Source organism: Stenotrophomonas sp. PS02298 (assembly GCF_029959445.1).
GTDB lineage: Bacteria > Pseudomonadota > Gammaproteobacteria > Xanthomonadales > Xanthomonadaceae > Stenotrophomonas.
Genome location: NZ_JASCOR010000097.1, coordinates 1 through 16,601, shown reverse-complemented (window position 1 = coordinate 16,601; position 16,601 = coordinate 1). Strand labels below are relative to the sequence as shown.

The 16,601-nt window shown below is 64.0% G+C and carries 18 protein-coding genes; 3 read left to right on the top strand and 15 right to left on the bottom strand.

Features of this window, described 5'->3' with window-relative positions:
• Positions 1–88: 88 nt before the first annotated feature.
• Positions 89–436, bottom strand: a complete 348-nt coding sequence (locus tag QMX78_RS14165; RefSeq protein ID WP_282270635.1) for a DUF1304 domain-containing protein — start codon at positions 434–436, stop codon at positions 89–91.
• Positions 437–494: 58 nt separating this feature from the next.
• Complete coding sequence (locus tag QMX78_RS14160) at positions 495–1,823, bottom strand: MFS transporter (protein ID WP_282270631.1); 1,329 nt, start codon at positions 1,821–1,823, stop codon at positions 495–497.
• A 169-nt stretch (positions 1,824–1,992) separates the two neighbouring features.
• On the opposite strand from QMX78_RS14160, the gene QMX78_RS14155 reads away from it, so the two are divergent.
• Positions 1,993–3,588: a choline dehydrogenase gene (locus QMX78_RS14155; RefSeq protein ID WP_282270629.1), complete on the top strand. Its 1,596-nt coding sequence runs from the start codon at positions 1,993–1,995 to the stop codon at positions 3,586–3,588.
• Positions 3,589–3,710: 122 nt separating this feature from the next.
• On the opposite strand, the gene QMX78_RS14150 is transcribed toward QMX78_RS14155, so the two are convergent.
• Together QMX78_RS14150 and QMX78_RS14145 are read right to left on the bottom strand one after the other, a co-directional pair.
• Complete coding sequence (locus tag QMX78_RS14150; protein WP_282270628.1) at positions 3,711–5,636, bottom strand: M48 family metallopeptidase; 1,926 nt, start codon at positions 5,634–5,636, stop codon at positions 3,711–3,713.
• A 29-nt stretch (positions 5,637–5,665) separates the two neighbouring features.
• Complete coding sequence (locus QMX78_RS14145) at positions 5,666–6,259, bottom strand: LemA family protein (RefSeq protein WP_282270633.1); 594 nt, start codon at positions 6,257–6,259, stop codon at positions 5,666–5,668.
• Between the two features lie 91 nt (positions 6,260–6,350).
• Between QMX78_RS14145 and QMX78_RS14140 the strand changes: the two genes are divergently transcribed.
• Complete coding sequence (locus tag QMX78_RS14140) at positions 6,351–7,766, top strand: serine hydrolase domain-containing protein (protein ID WP_282270626.1); 1,416 nt, start codon at positions 6,351–6,353, stop codon at positions 7,764–7,766.
• Between the two features lie 390 nt (positions 7,767–8,156).
• On the opposite strand, the gene QMX78_RS14135 is transcribed toward QMX78_RS14140, so the two are convergent.
• The 11 genes from QMX78_RS14135 to nudE form a co-directional block, all read right to left on the bottom strand.
• Positions 8,157–8,600: a hypothetical protein gene (locus tag QMX78_RS14135; protein ID WP_282270624.1), complete on the bottom strand. Its 444-nt coding sequence runs from the start codon at positions 8,598–8,600 to the stop codon at positions 8,157–8,159.
• Positions 8,601–8,958: 358 nt separating this feature from the next.
• Positions 8,959–9,162, bottom strand: coding sequence for a hypothetical protein (locus QMX78_RS14130; protein WP_282270623.1), 204 nt, complete (start codon positions 9,160–9,162; stop codon positions 8,959–8,961).
• Between the two features lie 300 nt (positions 9,163–9,462).
• Entirely contained in the window at positions 9,463–9,858 is a 396-nt protein-coding gene (gene gcvH, locus QMX78_RS14125) for a glycine cleavage system protein GcvH (RefSeq protein WP_282270622.1), read from the bottom strand.
• 86 nt (positions 9,859–9,944) lie between these two features.
• Complete coding sequence (gcvT, locus tag QMX78_RS14120) at positions 9,945–11,066, bottom strand: glycine cleavage system aminomethyltransferase GcvT (RefSeq protein ID WP_282270621.1); 1,122 nt, start codon at positions 11,064–11,066, stop codon at positions 9,945–9,947.
• Positions 11,067–11,156: 90 nt separating this feature from the next.
• Positions 11,157–11,588: an NfeD family protein gene (locus QMX78_RS14115; RefSeq protein ID WP_282270620.1), complete on the bottom strand. Its 432-nt coding sequence runs from the start codon at positions 11,586–11,588 to the stop codon at positions 11,157–11,159.
• Positions 11,589–11,591: 3 nt separating this feature from the next.
• Positions 11,592–12,560 (bottom strand): SPFH domain-containing protein, encoded by a 969-nt coding sequence (locus QMX78_RS14110; protein ID WP_282270619.1) that lies wholly within the window; start codon positions 12,558–12,560, stop codon positions 11,592–11,594.
• A 68-nt stretch (positions 12,561–12,628) separates the two neighbouring features.
• A complete protein-coding gene (locus QMX78_RS14105) occupies positions 12,629–12,931 on the bottom strand; it encodes a DUF962 domain-containing protein (RefSeq protein ID WP_282270617.1) in 303 nt (100 codons plus the stop codon).
• Positions 12,932–12,970: 39 nt separating this feature from the next.
• Positions 12,971–13,294 (bottom strand): YnfA family protein, encoded by a 324-nt coding sequence (locus QMX78_RS14100; protein ID WP_282270615.1) that lies wholly within the window; start codon positions 13,292–13,294, stop codon positions 12,971–12,973.
• Positions 13,291–14,112 carry a nucleoside triphosphate pyrophosphohydrolase gene (mazG, locus tag QMX78_RS14095; RefSeq protein ID WP_282270613.1) on the bottom strand — a complete coding sequence of 274 codons (822 nt, stop codon included), beginning with the start codon at positions 14,110–14,112 and terminating at the stop codon, positions 13,291–13,293. The genes QMX78_RS14100 and mazG overlap by 4 nt, the downstream gene beginning before the upstream one ends.
• Before the next feature lie 78 nt (positions 14,113–14,190).
• Positions 14,191–15,000 carry a 3'(2'),5'-bisphosphate nucleotidase CysQ gene (cysQ, locus tag QMX78_RS14090; protein WP_282270612.1) on the bottom strand — a complete coding sequence of 270 codons (810 nt, stop codon included), beginning with the start codon at positions 14,998–15,000 and terminating at the stop codon, positions 14,191–14,193.
• Positions 14,997–15,545 carry an ADP compounds hydrolase NudE gene (gene nudE, locus QMX78_RS14085; RefSeq protein ID WP_282270609.1) on the bottom strand — a complete coding sequence of 183 codons (549 nt, stop codon included), beginning with the start codon at positions 15,543–15,545 and terminating at the stop codon, positions 14,997–14,999. Before nudE ends, cysQ begins: the two co-directional genes overlap by 4 nt.
• A 124-nt stretch (positions 15,546–15,669) precedes the next feature.
• Here nudE and QMX78_RS14080 point away from each other — a divergent pair, with 124 nt between their 5' ends.
• On the top strand, positions 15,670–16,404 hold the full coding sequence (locus tag QMX78_RS14080) for a 16S rRNA (uracil(1498)-N(3))-methyltransferase (RefSeq protein WP_282270607.1): 735 nt from the start codon (positions 15,670–15,672) through the stop codon (positions 16,402–16,404).
• Positions 16,405–16,601: the final 197 nt, after the last annotated feature.

Here is a 16,601-nt window from a genome sequence, read left to right as displayed (position 1 = left end):
GGCCTTACCCGTGTACAGCCCCTGCCGAGCATGGCTCGGCACTACATCTGGATCTATCGGTAACGCCTCTGCCGAGCATGGCTCGGCACTACAGCGCGCGTAGCAGCAACGCGACGATTGCCGGTACGGCCTGCACGTAGAAGATGCGCGGGCTGACGCTGTACGCGCCATAGGCACCGGCCACCACCACGCAGACCAGCGAGAACGTCACCAGCACCGGCTGCGCCAGCACCAGCCCGGCGATGATGCCGGCAGCGAGGAAGCCGTTGTACAAGCCCTGGTTCGCCGCCAGCACGCGCGTGGCCTGCGCTTTCTCCGGCGTGTTGCGGAAGGTCTTCAAGCCCTGCGGCTTGGTCCACAGGAACATCTCCAGCACCAGGAAGTACACATGCAACACCGCCACCAGCAGGGTCACCGCCATCGCACTCACGCCCAATACGCTCATCGCCATCTCATCCTCGCAGCACAGCGGCAACCCGCCGCGGGGGAATCACTCAGCGATCCTGCGGCAACTTCTTCTCTTCGCGCAAGACGCCCAGCGCCGACAGCGTCATGAACACCGCCACCGCAGCACCGCCAACGAACACCGCCTGCGAGCCAAACAGCGACAAGCCTTTGTGCACCCAGGCAAAGGTCAGGTCGGCGCCGCGGTAAACCACGGTGTCGATGGCCGCACCGGCCTTGTAGCGCCATTGCCGGTCCACCCGCGTATAGATCGTCTCGCGGGCAGGTTTGCCCAATGAGAATTCGCTGGCGCGGGTCAGCACCTGGATCACCGCCACCATCACCGGCAACGGTGACGCTGCCGCGATCGAGAAGCCGATGATGATCGCGAACCCCGGAATCAACAGCGCCGGAGCCACGCCATAACGTGACAGCAACCAGCGGGTCAGGCCCAGCTGGATGATCAGGGTCAAGGCATTCACCGCCAGGTCGATGCGCGAATAGAACGCGGTACTGGCCGCCGGATCGGTGATCATGCGCCGCACGATCGAGGCCTGCTCGTTGTACAGCATGGTCCCAACGCCGACCCCGAATATCACCATCAAGGCCAACCAGCGCAGCAGCGGCTCACGTGCGATCAGCTTCAGTCCATCGAACACGCTGCCGCCCATCGGCTGCTCGCCATCGGCCAATTGCTGTTCGCGTTCGCGCTGCACCGCCCACGGCCGCAACTTCCAGATGCAAAACAGGCAGATCGACAGGAAACCGGCCGAGACCAGCATCAGGTTGGCGATGCCGACCCGCTGCACCAGCGAGCTGGTGATGATCGGCCCGAGGAATGCCCCCACCGTGCCCGCCGCGCCGATATAACCGTAGAACGCACGCGCCTGCACGTTGGAGAAAACGTCAGCCATGAAGCTCCAGAACACCGCCACCGCAAACAGGTTGAAGACGGTGATCCAGAAGAAGAACGCCATGCCCCGGCCGGGGATGTTGGCGCTGAACATCGCGTAGAACACGAACAGGGTGAAGATGAAGAAGCCATACACCAGCGGCAGGAACACCCGTCGCGGATAGCGGCTGACCAGCCAGCCGTACAACGGCTGCAGCACCAGCATGATCAGGAACACGCAGGAGAACAGGAACTGCAGGGTGAAGTCCTTCAGCGGCATCCCATGGGCCGCGAACCAGGCGATCAACCCGGGCGGGAACAGGGCCTCCATGTCCGCCGAGGCCGCCATCGCCTCACGCACCGGGCGCAGCACGTAGTAGCCGCTGAGCAGGCAGAAGAAGTACAGGAACGACCACCACAGCGGCGGTGAGCCACGCAGCGCCAGCAACAGCCGATGCATTGCACCGGGTCTGCGCGGAACGGTCATGCGGCACCCCGGCGCAGCGGGTGGCGAGAGGACGGCGGCATCGGGAAACTCCGGTGGGACTCGGCAGAGCGCGTACGTTATCTAATGCACTGCAACATCGCCAGTGCGGCAGGGCTTACTCCGGTACAACGCGCCGTTCTATCCTGAGTGACTCGGGAGGGAGAAGCGTGTGAGCGAAGCTGCAAAGGAATTCGACTACATCATCGTCGGTGCCGGTTCGGCCGGCTGCGTGCTGGCCAACCGGCTCAGTGCCAACCCGCAGCTGCGGGTGCTGCTGATCGAAGCCGGCCCACGCGACTGGCACCCCTTCATCCATATGCCGGCCGGCATCGCCCGGCTGGTCAATAACCGACAGGTCAACTGGAGCTACGACACCGAACCGGAACCCGCGCTGGGCAACCGCCGGCTGTGGTGGCCACGCGGCAAGGTGCTGGGCGGCTCCAGCTCGATCAATGCCATGTGCTATGTGCGCGGCGTACCCGGCGACTACGATCGCTGGGCAGCGGCAGGTGCCAGCGGTTGGAGCTGGGACAGCGTGCTGCCGTGGTTCCGCCACAGCGAAGGCAATGCGCGTGGTGCCGATGCGCTGCACGGTGCCGATGGTCCCCTGCAGGTGGCCGACCTGCGCCATATCAATCCACTCAGCCACGCCTTCATCGAAGCCGGGCAGCAGGCCGGCTACAGCCATAACACCGACTTCAACGGCGTCCAGCACGAAGGCGTTGGGCTTTATCAGGTGACGCAGAAGAACGGCGCTCGCTGCTCCTCAGCTGCCGCGTACCTCACTCCTGTGCGATCGCGCGCCAATCTGCAGGTGATCACCGGCGCACTGGTTGAACGGCTGCAGATCGACGCTGGGCGCGCCACCGGCGTGCACCTGCGTGTGGGCGGCAAACGCCAGCACTACCGCGCGGCCGCCGAAGTTCTGCTCAGCGCCGGCGCGATCAACTCGCCACAACTGTTGATGCTGTCCGGCATCGGCCCGGCCGACGCGCTGCGCGCGCAGGGCATCGACGTCCAGCTTGACCAACCCGGCGTCGGTGCCAACCTGCAGGACCACCTGGACATCTGCACGCTGTACCGCAGCGTGCCCGGCGTCAGCTACGACCGCGCGAGCGAGATCATGATCGGGCTGAACTACTTCCTGCGCGGCCATCAAGGTGCAGGTACCAGCAATGTGGCCGAAGCCGGCGGCTTCGTGCGCTCGCGTTTCGCACCGGACGAACGTGCCGACATCCAGTTCCATTTCGTCCCGGCGATGCTGGACAACCATGGCCGCAATCGCCTGCCCGGCGACGGCTACACCCTGCACGCCTGCTACCTGCATCCGCGCAGCCGTGGCCGCATCAGCCTGGCCAGCGCCGACCCAGCCGCACCCGCGCGCATCCAGGCCAATTACCTCAGCGATGCCGAAGGCTTCGATCTGAAGATGATGATCGAGGCCGCACGCCTGAGCCGCGACATCCTGCAGCAGGCCGCGTTCGCGCCGTGGCGCAAGGCGCCGCTGTTCCCCGCCGATGAGCACCTGGACGATGCCGGGCTGGAAGCCTTCATCCGCGCCAAGGCCGAGACCATCTACCACCCGATCGGCACCTGTCGAATAGGTAGCGACGATGCGGCCGTGGTCGATCCGCAGCTGCGGGTGCGCGGCATCGAGGGTCTGCGGGTGATCGATGCATCGGTGATGCCGACCCTGGTCAGTGGGAACACCAATGCACCGACCATCATGATTGCGGAGCGGGCAGCGGGGTTGATGCTGGGGTGAGGCCCAGTGGTTGTTGTCAGGGAGAAGCAAGCAGAGGCAGAAAGCACACCCCTCCCCGGCCCTCCCCTTCGCCTTTGGCGAAAGGGAGGGAGACAAGCCGCCAACGGAGGGAGACAAGCTGCTCACGCCACCTGCAGCATCGCTGGCAAGGGGCAATGCAAGGTGGCGCAGATGGTCCGCAGCAACTCGGCTTCGGCAACGTTGACCCGCTGGTTGTGGCTCACGGTTGCGGTCACCGCCTCCACCAGCAGCTGCTTGGCCAACGGGTCCATCGAGTCCAGCGGTGCCCACACCGCATCCAAGACCAATACGCCGTCTGCGGGCGGCGCATATGGCAGATGATCCTGCGGCAGGATGCGTTGCAGGCCGGCCAGATAGGCGCGGCGTGCAGCAGCCTCGTCGCCGGGGTTGCCGGCGCGCGCCACCACCGACAACAGGGTCGCGAACTCGCGCTGCACGCCAGTGGCTTTGCGGCGGCCGAAATGCAGGTGACGCGATGGATCCAAGGCTGCCTGCACCTGCACCAGCAGCAAGCGCGACAGGCAGTATTCGAACAGGGAGATCCGCCCGTCCGCGTGGGTCAGGACATCGATGCAGCGCATGAATGCAGTCAACTGCGGGCGCGGCAGGCTGCGCAGGGTCGGGAATGCCAAGGCTGCCAGCGGCAGCTTCAGCGCTGCGTGCAGCTCACGCAAAGGCCCAGCCGCAATGTTCTGTACGCTGTCGGCCATCAACTTGCCCAGTTGTTCGCTCACTGCTGTGCGCTGGCGCGCAGCGACCGTGGCATCTTCGTCCAGCAACATCGCAAGCAACAACGGCTGCGACGCGCCACGGTCAGCGGCCAAGCGGCGCAACGGCGCTGGCAGACTGCCTGCCAGCCGTATCGCTTGCCGGTAGTCGTCATCGGCAGGCGTCGCCACCTGTGCGGCGACCAGCGTCGGATCCACCGGAATCTGCTGCATTCCAGGCAATGGCTGCAACACCGCATCCACGCTGGGCGCATCGCGCCCTGCCAGACCCAGCGCACGGTCTTCGGCCAGTCCGTCCGGCGGTGCGCCGAACCAGTTGCCGCGCAGTTTCTGCAACTGCTCCGCGCGGAACGATGGCTCCAGCCGCTGGATGCGCTCAACCAGGGGCGGATGGGTGGCGAACCAGCTGGACAGACGCAGGCCTTCACCGAACAACATATGACTGACTTCCTCGGCACCGGCACGGTCGGCCAGATGCGAGCCGTCGTCGAGCCCGCCGATCTTCTTCAAGGCACCGGCAAGGCCTTGCGTCTGGCGGGTGAACTGCACTGCCGAAGCATCGGCAAGTATCTCGCGCTGGCGCGATACCGCCGCCTTGATCAGCCGCCCGAACAGCACACCGATGCTGCCGATGGCGATGCCAGCCAAGCCAACCAGCATCAGCAGGAATACCGGCCCGACGCTGCGGCCGAAGCGCACGCGGCTGCCGCCGCCCATGTGCAGCAACACACGCTTGCCGATCACGCTGAGCATCAGGATGCCGAACAGCACGCCCATCAGGCGGATGTTCAAGCGCATGTCGCCGTTGAGGATGTGGCTGAACTCATGCGCGATGACGCCTTGCAGCTCATCGCGGTTGAGCCGCTGCAAGGTGCCGCGGGTAACGGCAATGGCTGCATCGGCGGGCGAATAGCCGGCGGCGAAGGCGTTGATGCCTGCCTCCTGCTCCAACACATACAGGCGCGGCATCGGCACGCCGGAGGCAATGGCGATCTCCTCCACCACGTTGCGTAACCGCCGCAGTGCTGGATCGCGGGTATCGGCAGGCACTTCCGTGCCGCCCATCTGCGCGGCCACCACCTCGCCGCCACCGCGCAGGGAGCTGATCCGGTACAGCGATGCCAGCCCGATCACCGCCAAGGTCAACACGCTGCTCCACAGCACGCCGCGCATGCTGCCGGTGCCCAACCACACCAGCGCGTCCACCATCAGCACGATGGCCAGCACCGCCAGTGCAAACAGCAGCACCAGCCGGCCGGAGTTACGCCGCGCCTGGGCCTGGTGTTCGAAGAAATTCATCCCGCGCCCCTGTTACACCTGCGCCAGGTTCAGAACTGCACCTTGGGCGCCTCGCGCACCTGCTCGCGCTTCTCCAGCGGGATATCCAGCAGTGCGGCCGTGGCGAAATTGAACATGTCGGCGAATACATTGGCCGGGAAGGTCTCGCGGCGGTTGTTGTAGCCCATCACCGCATCGTTGTACGCCTGCCGCGCGAACGCCACCTTGTTCTCGGTGCTGGACAGCTCCTCAACGAGCTGCAGCATGTTCTGGTTGGCCTTCAGCTCGGGATAAGCCTCGGCCACCGCCATCAGCCTGCCCAGCACACCATTCAACTGCCCCTGCGAGGCCGCCAGTTGCGCCATTGCCGCCGGATCGCCCGGATCGGCCTTGGCTGCGGCCAAACCTGACTGCGCCGCGCTGCGCGCCGCGATCACCGCTTCCAGGGTCTGCCGCTCATGGCCCATGTAGGCCTTGGCGGTCTCCACCAGGTTGGGAATCAGGTCAAAACGCCGCTGCAGCTGCACGTCGATCTGCGCAAAAGCATTCTTGTAGCCGTTACGGGCCCGCACCAGCCCGTTGTAGATCCCCACACCCACCGCCACAACTGCGACAACCACCACAAGAAAGATCAGCAATATCAACGCGATGCCCATTCATTCTCTCCCCGTTTGTGCATTGATGAAAAGCGGCGCTAGAATCGCCCACAGCAGTAGCTTACAGGCACCGATCACGATGAAAGACAAGAGCAAGCGCCGGCACATTCGCCCGGTGGCATCGGGATTGCTGGGGGTGTTGATGCCCTTTGCATTGTCGTCTACCGCGCAGACTCCCACTCCCACCGCCCTGCCCGCCGAAGCATCGGCTGGCGTGGCGTTGCCGGTGAACCTGGAGAACGCGCCCGCACAATCGCCGACGCAGCCGATGCCATATCGCACCGCGCTGCGCCCGGACCAGGTACAACCACTGCCGGCCGACTTCAATGTCGCCGCCATCGAGTCGCTGGCCGAACAGCTGACCTACGGCAACCGCGTTCCCGGCATGGCGATGGCCATCGTCCAGAACGGCCGCGTGCTGTCGGCACGAGGCTATGGCGTCACCGACGTCAGCAATCCGCAGGAAGTAGACGCGCACACCGTGTTCCGTCTGGCGTCGTTGTCCAAGGCCTTCGCCGGCACCATGGCCGGCCTGCTGGTCAACGATGGCACCCTGCGCTGGGACAGCAAGGTCACCGATTACGTTCCCGGCTTCCGCCTGGCCACGCCCGAAGCCACCGACAAGCTCACCGTTGCCGATGTACTGAGCCAACGCGTCGGCCTTACCAGCAATGCCTATGATCGCGATGTCGAGGCCAACGCTGACTACTACACGCTTACCCAGAAGCTGGCCACCGCGCCGCTCAAGTGCGCCCCTGGTGATTGCTACTCCTACCAGAACGTCGCCTTCAGCCTGGTCGGCGATGTGGTGTTTGCGGCCTCGGGCAGCTTCTACGAGCAGGCCGTTGAGAAGCGCATCCTCAAGCCGTTGGGCATGAACGATGCCAGCCTCGGCTTGGCCGGCATCCAGGCCAGTTCGCGCTGGGCACGCCCGCACGTGCGCAGCCGCAACGGCTGGGTGTCGCTGACGCCCAAGCCCACCTACTACCGCGTGGCACCGGCTGCTGGCGTCAACGCCAGTGCCAGCGACATGGCGCAGTGGCTGCTGGCCCACACCGGCCACCGTCCGGATGTATTGCCGGCACCGCTGCTGGCAACGTTGCATGCGCCGCTGGTGAACACGCCGGGCGAAATGCGTTCGGGTTGGCGCCACCAGCGCCTGGACTCCGCTGGCTATGCACTGGGTTGGCGCGTGTTCGACTACTCCGGCCACCAGGTGGTCTTCCACGCCGGTGCAGTGCAGGGCTATCGCGGCCTGGTCGCGCTGCTGCCGGAACGTGACCTTGGCATCGCCATCATGTGGAACGGCGAGAGCAGCCTGCCCAGCGGCATGATGCCGACCATCCTCGATCGCGCCATCGGCCTGCCGACGCAGCGCTGGCTGGATGTGGACACCGACTTCGGCAGCGACAACCTGATGGCCGAGGATGCAGCTCCGGCACGCGGCGGCAAGAAGGGCGCGTCTTCCGATCGTGCGGTGGCATCGCCGCGCTGAGCTGCGTTGCGATCTGCAGCAGTACCCGAAAGGCGGCCGATGGCCGCCTTTTTCTTTGCTCGGTAGCGTCTCCTTGGGCAGGAACCAGCGCCGGTAGATCGGATGCATCGTGAGCTTCGCGGCTAACGCCGCTCCTACAAAGGCCGGTGTCACCTGTAGTGCCGAGCCACGCTCGGCAGGGCTTCACCCGCACAAATCAAAAGCCCCCCTCCCAACCCTCCCCTTGCCTACGGCAAAGGGAGGGCTCGGTTCCTCGGATGTGTAGTCGGTTTCGCGGCTGACGCCACTCCCACGTCCACTGTGCCGCCTTTCCTGAAGACGCCCATAAAAAAACTCCCTCCCCGCTGGGCAGTCGGGGAAGGAGTTTCAGGTATTGCTAGTGGAGCTGGATCAGATCAGCGGCGCCGGAGTAGCCGGCAGCGCAACCGGAGCGGCCTTCTTCTTGCGAGCGGCCGGCTTCTTCTTCGCAGCAACCTTCTTGGCGGCCGGCTTCTTGGCGGCAACCTTCTTTGCAGTCTTCTTTACGACCTTCTTGGCAGCTGCCTTCTTGGCAACCTTCTTTACGGCCTTCTTAGCTACTTTCTTGACGGCTTTCTTGGCAGTTGCCTTCTTGGCAACCTTCTTTACGGCCTTCTTAGCTACTTTCTTGGTGGCTTTCTTGGCAGTTGCCTTCTTGGCAACCTTCTTTACGGCCTTCTTGACGGTCTTCTTGGCTGCTGCCTTCTTGACGGTCTTCTTGGCGGCTGCCTTCTTCACGGTCTTCTTGGCAACAGCCTTCTTGGCGACCTTCTTCACTGCCTTCTTGGCGGTTGCCTTCTTGGCAACCTTCTTCACGGCAGCCTTCTTGGCGACTTTCTTTACCGCCTTCTTGGCGGCCGGCTTTTTAGCTGCTTTCTTCGTAGCCATGGTTTGTTCCTCGTCAGTGATCTATGGAATTGAAATGCCCAGTTGAAGCAAATCCGCGGTGTTCGGCGGAGGACCGACGACGCGTCTAGCGCATCGTTACGGATACAGAAACACCCACAACGGGTCCCGCTGCAGGTGCCAGATAGAAATCAGGGGGGTGTTTCGCGGAAGGAAGCGAGTCCTGCTCCACCATCAAAAGAATCCTGGCGGACGTCCAAGTTGTGCTTCGCGTCTGAATGTTGATCCGGCTCACTCGCTTCCGCAGGAAAGGTCTGCTGGGCGAAACCTAATCACGGTTTTTTTTACTGTCAACCATCTTTGCAAAATATTTTTCGGAAGCCTTCAGCCTTCCGCGCCCGGCCGCCCGCCGCCACAGCCCGCCATGTGCACCCGTCGTCGCCATGCATGCGTGCTTCAAAAAAAACACAAAGTAAAAAAACATCGGTAAAAGTGCACTATTCGTTTCGACGCAGCCAACACGCAGCTGCATTGGCAGTACACCAACGGCATCTCAAGACATGCGACCAACAGTCGTCGCCGGCCACTTCCAGCACCCGAAAAAAAGTTTGCCGACGGCAACGCTTTGGCTGCGCGACGGATCATTTTGCGCAAACTTTTTGGACCACTTCGCAGTCCGCAGCGACACCGATCAGAACCACTTCGCGTCCCTCGGCATCGGCTTCAACGCGTCAACAGCAGCCGCTCATCACTACCGATCATCACGTGATGCTGACACCGGCATAAAAAAAACGGCCGCTGGTAGCGGCCGCTTTTCGGATCACGACAGGACTCAGTGGTCCTCGTTCTCCAACATCTCGGCGTAGTCGTCCGGGCCAAGCAGGTCGTTCAACTGATCCGGATCGGACAGCTCGACCACGTACAGCCAGCCGTCGCCGTAAGCATCTTCGTTGATGGTTTCCGGCTTGTCGGTCACCGCTTCGTTGACTTCGACAACGGTGCCGGACACCGGGCTGTAAACGTCGGAAGCAGCCTTCACCGACTCGACCACCGCTGCGCCAACGCCGGCCTGCACGCTGTCACCGACAGCCGGCAGTTCGACGTAGACCAGGTCACCCAGCAAGCCCTGGGCATGATCGGAAATACCGACGGTAACGCGGTTGCTGCCTTCGACACGTGCCCACTCGTGGGACTTGAGGAACTTGAGGTCGCCAGGGATCTCGCTCATGGAACTACTCCGGAAAAACGGTGGTCGGGATGAAGCGCTAGTTTAACGAACCGGAAGCGAGGTGGCTTCCGGCGCGGTCCTACAGGTCAAAGATTGATGCCGGCCTGCGGCTGGCCGTCACGCACGAACGGGAACTTGACGATGCGCACCGGCACTTCCTTGCCGCGGATATCCACCCGCACATCACCCGGCGCGCCGGCCGGCACGCGTGCGAAGGCGATCGCCTTGCCCAGCGTCGGCGAGAAGGTGCCGGACAGGATCTCGCCTTCGCCATTGGCAGTGAGCACCTTCTGGCCGTGACGCAGCACGCCCTTCTCGTCCATCACCAGGCCGATCATCTGGCGCGCGTTGCCGGCGGCCTTCTGCGCTTCCAGCACGGCGCGACCGGTGAACGCGCGCGGCGTGCCATCGGCCAGGTCATCCAGCGCCACAGTCCAGGCCAGCGCCGCCTCGTACGGAGTGATGGCTTCGTCCATGTCCTGGCCGTAGAGATTCATGCCGGCTTCCAGCCGCAGTGTGTCGCGCGCACCCAGGCCGGCCGGCTTCACGCCAGCAGCCAGCAGCGCATTCCAGAACGCGACGACCGCGCTCTGCGGCAGCAGCACTTCGTAGCCGTCTTCGCCGGTGTAACCGGTGCGTGCGACGAACAGTTCAACGCCATCAATGGAGCTGACGGTCAGTGCAGCGAAGCGGCCGAGCTTGTCCAGCGCGGCACGATCCGACTCCGCTACCAGCCCGGCGACCAGCGCACGCGCCTGCGGTCCCTGCACGGCGACGATGGCCAGGTCTTCGCGTTCGACCACCTCGACACCGAAGGCTTCGGCGTGCTGACGGATCCAGGCCAGGTCCTTCTCGCGGGTGGAGGCGTTGACCACCATGCGGAACATGTCTTCGGCCAGGAAGTAGACGATCAGGTCGTCGATCACCCCGCCCTGCGCATTGAGCATGCACGAGTACAGGGCCTTGCCGCGGACCTTGATCTTGTCGATGGAGTTGGCCAGCAGCTGGCGCAGGAACTCGCGGGTGCGCGCACCCTTCAGGTCGACCACGGTCATGTGGCTGACGTCGAACATGCCGGCGGCGGTGCGGACCAGATTGTGCTCGTCGATCTGCGAGCCGTAGTGGATCGGCATGTCCCAACCTCCGAAGTCGACCATCTTGGCGCCGAGTGAGCGGTGGGTTTCGTTGAGCAGAGTCTTCAGGGTCATGGCCGTTCCACACTAAGGGGACCGCCATTATCCCAGATGGTTACTTTTAAAACCTGCGGCACTGCCACAACGGCAGTACCGCAGCGGTATTCAGACTGGCTGCACCTTCAGCGTCATGCCATCCACGGCCACCACCCGCACCGTACTGCCCTGCGGCAGATCGGGACCGGCGACCACCCAGAACGCATCGTCCACCTTGGCCCGGCCGACACCGGCGCTGATCGCCTGCTCCAGCGTCACCACCCGCCCGATCAACTGCTCGGCGCGGCGGTTGAGCAGCGGCTGGTCGCTGGGCCGTGCACGCTGCCGGAACCAGGTGCGATAGACCTGGATCGAGACAAAGCTCAGCACCACGAACAGGATCACCTGCAGCAGCACGCTCATGCCATCGATTGCCCAGACGGTGAGGAACACCGCCGCTGCAGCGATGCCCATCCACAGCATGAAGGCACCCGGCGCCAGCGCCTCGGCGGCGAACAGGGTCACCGCCAGCGCCGCCCAGATCACCACTTCCCAGCGCATGGCTCAGCGCCCCAGCGGCGGCGGGTTGCCGCGTGCAGGCTGCCTGGTTTCGCCCTGCTTGGCGAAAGCTTCCTTGGCCAGTTCCGAGATACCGGCAATGGAGCTGATCACACCGGTGGCCTCCATCGGCATCAACACCAGTTTCTGGTTGGGCGAGTTGGCCAGTTCACTGAAGGCTTCCACGTACTTCTGCGCGATGAAGTAATTGATCGCCTGCACGCTGCCGTTGGCAATCGCATCGGACACCATCGCGGTCGCCTTGGCCTCGGCCTCGGCCAGGCGCTCGCGCGCCTCTGCGTCGCGGAACGCGGCTTCCTTGCGACCTTCGGCCTCCAGTACCGCCGACTGCTTCTGGCCTTCGGCGCGAAGGATCTCCGACTGGCGGATACCTTCGGCCTCAAGCACCGCTGCACGCTTGTTCTGCTCGGCCATCTTCTGCTGCTGCATCGACTGCACCAGGTTGGCCGGCGGCTGGATGTCCTTGATCTCGATGCGGGTGACCTTGACGCCCCACGGATTGGTGGCATGGTCGACCACGTTGAGCAGCTTGGCATTGATGGTCTCGCGCTGGCTCAGCGATTCATCCAGGTCCATCGAGCCGATCACGGTACGGATATTGGTCTGCACCAGGGCGATCATCGCCACTTCCAGATTGGCCACTTCATAGGCCGCCTTGGCCGCATCCAGCACCTGGAAGAACACCACCCCATCCACCCGCACCACCGCATTGTCCTTGGTGATGACGTCCTGGCTGGGAACGTCCAGCACCTGCTCCATCATGTTTACCTTGCGGCCGACGCCGTAAACAATCGGGATCAGGAAGTGCAGGCCGGGGCTCATCGTATGCGTGTACTTGCCGAAGCGCTCCACCGTCCATTCGTAGCCCTGCGGCACCATCCGCACCGTCTTGAACAGCACGATGATGCCGGCTACCACGACCACCAACGCCAACAACCCTGCTCCGCCGCCCATGGGACCGTTCCTTGTGCTGATTGATGTGCCGAGTATAGCCACAGCCAAAGACACCGCCGGCGAGGCGCTTACAGGCGCACCCGCCCGCGCAGGATGTCGACGAACATCACCCAGTCACCGGCAAATGAATAGAAGGGGTGGCGAAAGGTCGCCGGCCGGTTCTTCTCGAAGAAGAAGTGCCCGACCCAGGCAAACCCGTAGCCGCATAGCAGCGCGAACCACAGCCAGCGCAGCTGGCCGCTCCACAGCAGCATCGCGACACAGAGCAGCACGCCGCAGCTGCCGATGAAATGCAGGCGGCGACTGACGACGTTGCTGTGTTCGCCCAGATAGAAGGGGTAGAACTCACGGAAACTGCTGAAACCTGACATGGCCTGCACCCAAGGCTGGATGCCGCCAGCATAGGCGTTTCAGTTGCTGCGCGGGGCGAACATGATCACCGCCATGCCGAGCAGGCAGAGACCGCCGCCGAGCAGGTCCCAGCGGGTGGGCTTGACCGAGTCCACCAGCCACAGCCACAGCAGTGCCATGCAGACATAGACACCGCCGTAGGCGGCATAGACACGCCCACTGGCGGCCGGATGCAGGGTCAGCAGCCATGCAAACAAGGCAAGGCTGGCGGCAGCCGGCAACAGCAACCACGGGCTGCCCTGCTGCCGCAGCCATAGCCACGGCAGGTAGCAGCCGACGATCTCGGCCAATGCGGTCAGCAGGAACAGGGCGAAGGTTTTCACTTCGCTGCGTCCTTTTCCTGCTGCTTCACCTGCTGCCACAGTGCCTCCTGCTGCTGCAGGTCAAGCTGCGACATTGCGTTTCCCTGCGCAGCCGCCAGCGCTTCCATCGCGCGGAAGCGACGCTCGAACTTGTGGTTGGCGTGACGCAGCGCGGTGCCGCTGTCGACCTTGGCGTGGCGGGCAAGATTGGCGCAGACAAACAACACATCGCCCAGCTCTTCCTGCAGGCGGGTGTGATTGTCCACGCCTGTGGCGGCAAGCGCGAACTCTGCCTGCACTTCGTCGATTTCCTCGCGCAGCTTGTCCAGCACCGGCACCGCGTCGGGCCAATCGAAGCCGGTACGGGCCGCACGCGACTGCAGTTTGGTGGCGCGCAGCCACTCCGGCAGTCCACGCGAAATACCGGCCAATGCCGACCCATCCTGCTCGCCCTTGGCGGCGCGTTCGCTGCGCTTGATCTCGTCCCAGTTGGCCAATACTTCGTCGGAATCACTGACTTCGGCGTCGGCAAAGATATGTGGGTGGCGGCGGATCATCTTGTTGCTGATCGAGGCCACCACATCGCCGAAATCGAAGGCTCCCTGCTCGCTGGCCATCTGCGCGTGGAATACCACCTGCAGCAGCAGATCGCCGAGCTCGTCCTTCAGATCCGGCAGGTCGTTGCGGTCGATGGCGTCGGCGACCTCGTAGGCCTCCTCCACCGTATACGGCGCGATGCTGGCGAAGTCCTGCTCCAGGTCCCACGGGCATCCGCCCTGGGGGCCGCGCAGGCGCGCCATGATCTGCAAAAGAGTCTGGATATCGGTCAGTTCGGACATGCGCGTATCACCTTTGTTACGAATACGCCGGCAATTGCCGGCGTTTGAAGTTCACTGCAGGCAGCCAGTGGCTGGGCATCAAAGCCCCGCCACCCACTCCTGCCACGGCAACGAGGCATCACCCAAGGCGACGAAGTCGCCATTGAGCAGACGCGGGCGTTGGTTGTAGGCAAACGGCACGCCGTCATCGGCCGCCAACACGGCACCGCCTGCTGCCTCCAGCACGCACTGACCGGCGGCGGTATCCCATTCACTGGTTGGCCCAAGGCGCGGGTACACATCCAGCGTCCCTTCGGCGATGCGGCAGAACTTCAGCGAGGAGCCCTGCGCGACCAGCTCGATCTCGCCCATCCGTGCCAACAAGGTCGCGGTGCGCGCACTGGCATGTGAGCGGCTGGCAGCGACCCGCAACGGCGATGCCGGCGGCACACGGGTGTTGATCGCGTCCTGTTGCTGGCCGCTGCGGCGCCAGGCCTGGCCTCCGCGCTGCGCGTGCCAGATGACCTCGGTGACCGGTGCCTGCACCACCCCAAACACCGATACGCCATCTTCGATCAGCGCAATGTTGACGCTGAATTCGCCATTGCGCTTGATGAACTCGCGGGTGCCGTCCAGCGGGTCCACCAGCCAATAGCGCTGCCACTGCCGACGCGTCTCCCAAGGCAACTGCGCGGATTCTTCGGACAGCACCGGGATATCCGGGGTGAGCTGCGACAAGCCTGCGACGATCAGCCGATGGGCGGCCAGGTCGGCCGTGGTGACCGGACTGTCGTCGGCCTTCTGTTCTATATCGAAGCCACTGGCATAGACCTGCATGATCGCCGCGCCTGCGCGCTGGGCGATATCCAGCACGCCTTCGCGCAGGACGTCATCAACTACTGCGCTCATGCGCCACCTCGCAGCCACTCACGGGCAATGAACAGGGCTGCCAGCGAGCGTCCCTCGGAGAAATCCTCGCGCAGCATCAGCTGGTCCAGCTCGGCCAGCTTCCACGGCACCACTTCCAGCTCCTCGGGCTCGTCGCCAGGCAGGCGCTGCGGATACAGGTCGCGCGCCAGCACCAGCGTGGACTGGTGACTCATATAAGTAGGTGCCAGGGTCAGGCTGCGCAGCGCGTCCAGCCTGCGCGCGCCGTAACCGGCCTCCTCCTTGAGTTCGCGGTCGGCCGCTTCGATCGGCGTTTCGCCTTCATCGATGCGCCCTTTGACCAGACCCAGCTCGTAGCGATGCAGGCCGGCGGCGTATTCACGCACCAACAGCACAGTCTCTTCATCGAGCATCGGCACCACCACGACAGCGCCGTGGCCGCCGCTGACCAGCCGCTGGAAATGCCGGCGCTCGCCGTTGGAAAACTCCAGATCCAGCTGCTGCTGACGGAAGGGACCGATGTGTTCTTCGACCACGTTGTGGATCTGTGGAAGGCGACGACTCATGCGCCACTCCGGGCAAAACGACGGTAGACCGATAGAATGCGCATTGGCAGATACGTTTTCATGACGTTGAAATGCTAGCAGACCCAGCCGCTCCCCATGTGGCACCGCCTTTGCGAGAACTCCCATGCGCCTTACCCGTAGCCCGATCGAACTGCCGCTTGCCGTCGGCCAGACCCTGTCCCTGCCAGAGGACGTGGCCAATCATCTGGTGCGGGTGATGCGCCTGCGCGAGGGCGAAGGTTGCATCCTGTTCAACGGCGATGGCAACGACTATGCAGCCACCGTCAGCGCGATCAGCAAGCGCGAGGTACAGGTGCACATCGACAGCGCCCAGTCCGTCGACAATGAATCACCGCTGGCGATCACCTTGCTGCAAGGCATTGCCAGGGGCGAGAAGATGGACCTGATCCTGCAGAAGGCCACCGAGCTTGGAGTCAGCCGCATCATTCCGGTCAACGCCGAGCGCACCGAGGTCAAGCTGGACGCGGCACGGGCCGAGAAGCGCATCGCTCACTGGCGCAACGTGGTGGGTTCGGCCTGCGGCCAATCCGGGCGCACGCGGATTCCATCCATTGGCAGCCCCCAGGCGCTGGCCGCCGCCGCTGCGGCACTGCCCGAGCAGACATTGAGGTTGACCTTGGACCCACTGGGCGAACACCGCTTGGCCTCGCTGCCTGACGCACCGGCAAGCGGGGTTGTGATCGCGATTGGCCCGGAAGGTGGTTGGTCGCCGCGCGATCGCCAGCAACTGAGCGAGGCGGGCTTCCAGGGCCTGCAGCTGGGCCCGCGCATCCTGCGCACGGAGACCGCCGGCCTGGCCGCAATCGCGGCCCTGCAGGCGCGGCTGGGCGACCTGTAGCACCGAGCCGTGCTCGGCGTGGGCATTGCCGACAAACCCGCTGTCGATGTTTGTGGGAGCGGCATAAGCCGCGAAGCCAACACCGATAAAATCACCAACCGGCCTGCAATCTGTTGGAGTGCGAGCTTCGCGGCTTACGCCGCTCCCACACCTTCTGGTCTGCGGGAAAACCTCTGCCGAGCATGGCTCGGCACTAC